The sequence below is a fragment of the Nocardia sp. NPDC059229 genome, assembly GCF_042754165.1.
Taxonomy (GTDB): domain Bacteria; phylum Actinomycetota; class Actinomycetes; order Mycobacteriales; family Mycobacteriaceae; genus Nocardia.
In genome coordinates, this window is the sequence record NZ_JBHZAK010000066.1 from 1 (window position 1) to 2,404 (window position 2,404).

1 protein-coding gene is annotated in these 2,404 nt (G+C 67.4%); it reads left to right on the plus strand.

Annotation, left to right across the window (positions count from 1 at the left end; all coding sequences use genetic code 11):
• Positions 1 to 2,397: heterodisulfide reductase-related iron-sulfur binding cluster (locus tag ACFXHE_RS44040; RefSeq protein WP_379391751.1), on the plus strand; the 2,397-nt coding region annotated here is incomplete at its 5' end.
• Positions 2,398 to 2,404: the final 7 nt, after the last annotated feature.

Sequence of the window (2,404 nt, forward strand, 5' to 3'; positions counted from 1 at the left end):
GCCCTTGGTGCGGCGAAGCCGATGATGTCGAACGGTAAGCCGATCGAGATGGAGACCGCGGATCCGGACAATGACACCTTCGGTGTGGGTAGGTTCGAGGACTTCTCGTGGAAGGACATTCTCGACGTCACCACGTGTACCGAGTGTGGTCGTTGTCAGTCGCAGTGCCCGGCCTGGAACACCGGTAAGCCGCTCTCGCCGAAGCTGTTGATCATGTCGCTGCGTGACCATGGTTACGCGAAGGCCCCGTACCTGCTCGCCGGTGGCCGCAAGGACATGGGTGGCGAGGAGATCGGTCTGGTCGATGCGGAGGGCAAGCCGAACGAGCGTGCGCTGGCCCGGATCTCGGAGGCCGCGCGCGCGGAGGCCGAGCGGCCGTTGGTCGGTGGTGAGGATGTCAACGGCATCATCGATCCCGAGGTGTTGTGGTCGTGCACGACCTGTGGTGCGTGTGTGGAGCAGTGCCCGGTGGATATCGAGCATGTCGACCACATCATCGACATGCGTCGTTACCAGGTGCTGATCGAGTCGGAGTTCCCTTCGGAGCTGGCGGGTTTGTTCAAGAACCTGGAGAACAAGGGCAACCCGTGGGGTCAGAACGCCAAGGACCGCCTGAACTGGATCTCGGAGGTGGACTTCGAGATTCCGGTGTTCGGTCGCGACGCTGATTCCTTCGACGGGTACGAGTATCTGTTCTGGGTCGGTTGCGCGGGTGCGTATGAGGATCGGGCGAAGAAGACCACCAAGGCCGTCGCGGAGTTGTTGGCGACAGCGGGTGTGAAGTTCATGGTGCTGGGTCAGGAGGAGACCTGTACCGGTGACTCGGCGCGTCGTGCGGGTAACGAGTTCTTGTTCCAGCAGTTGGCGATGCAGAACATCGAGTTGTTGAACTCGGTGTTCGAGGGTGTGGAGCAGGCCAAGAAGAAGATCGTGGTCACGTGTGCGCACTGTTTCAATGCGCTCAACAACGAGTACCCGCAGGTCGGCGGCACCTATGAGGTGGTGCATCACACGCAGTTGCTCAATCGTCTGGTGCGGGGCAAGGCGCTGGTGCCGGTGTCGCCGGTGGCGCAGAACGTGACCTATCACGACCCGTGTTATCTGGGCCGGCACAACAAGATCTACAACGCGCCGCGTGAGTTGATGGAGGCCTCCGGTTCGACGTTGGTCGAGATGCCGCGTCACGCCGAGCGTTCCATGTGCTGTGGCGCGGGTGGTGCGCGGATGTGGATGGAAGAACAGCTCGGTAAGCGCATCAACATCGACCGCGTCGACGAGGCCCTGGACACGTTGAAGGGCGGTAACGAGCCGTCGATGATCGCGACGGGTTGCCCGTTCTGCCGGGTGATGCTGACCGATGGTGTGACCGCCCGTAAGGACGGTGGCGAGGTCGGCCAGGGTGTCGAGGTCGTGGATGTGGCGCAGTTGATGCTGCAGTCGATCAACCGTGTCGAGGCCGCGACGCTGACCGAGAACCTGAAGGTCGTTCAGGCACCGAAGGTCGAAGAGCCCGAACCGGTTTCCGAGCCCGTGCAGGCCGAGGCCGCGGTGGCGGCGGCTCCCGCCGAGGCCGCCCCGAAGGCTGCTCCGGCCGGTGGCGGTCTGGGTATGAAGGGTGGCGCGAAGGCTCCCGGCGGGAAGGGTCTGGCCATGAAGGGCGGACTCAAGGCCCCGGGCGCGAAGGCCGCTGCTCCGGCCGAGGCTGCTCCTGCTGTCGAGGCCGTGTCCGAGGCGACCGCGGCCCCGGCTCCGGTCAAGGGCCTGGCCATGAAGGGTCCGGCCAAGGCTCCCGGCAAGGGTTTGCAGATGAAGGGCGGTCTGAAGGCGCCGGGTGTGAAGGCTTCCGCCGCTGAATCCGCTTCCGCCGCTGCGGCTCCCGCCGAGGCCACGGCCGAGGCTCCGGCGGCTCCGGCTGCCAAGCCGGGCGGGCTGGCCATGAAGGGCGGACTCGAGGCCCCCGGTGGCAAGGGCTTGCAGATGAAGGGTGCCGCCAAGGCTCCGGGCGCCAAGCCCGCCGCCGCGGCTGCTGCGGCCGAGACCGTGGCGGAGACCGCCGCCCCGGCCAGCGAGGCTCCGGCCGCGTCGGCCCCGGCCGCCGAGGCCAAGCCGTCCATCGCACCCAAGGGCCTGGCCATGAAGTCCGGCCTCAAGCGTCCCGGCCCGAAGGCTCCGGGCGCCGCGGCTCCGGCCGCCGCTCCGGCTCCGGAAGCGCCTGCGGCTCCGGCGGATTCGGCTCCGGCCGAGGCCGCTCCGGCCCCAGCCGCCGCTCCGGCCGCTCCGGCCGCGACGGAGGGCAATGGCACCTCGGAGGGCAATGGCGCGGCCAAGCCGCCGGCCGCCAAGCCGGGTGGCCTCGGCTTCAAGTCGGGGATGAAGGCGCCGGGCCGGAAGAACTAGGCCCCGG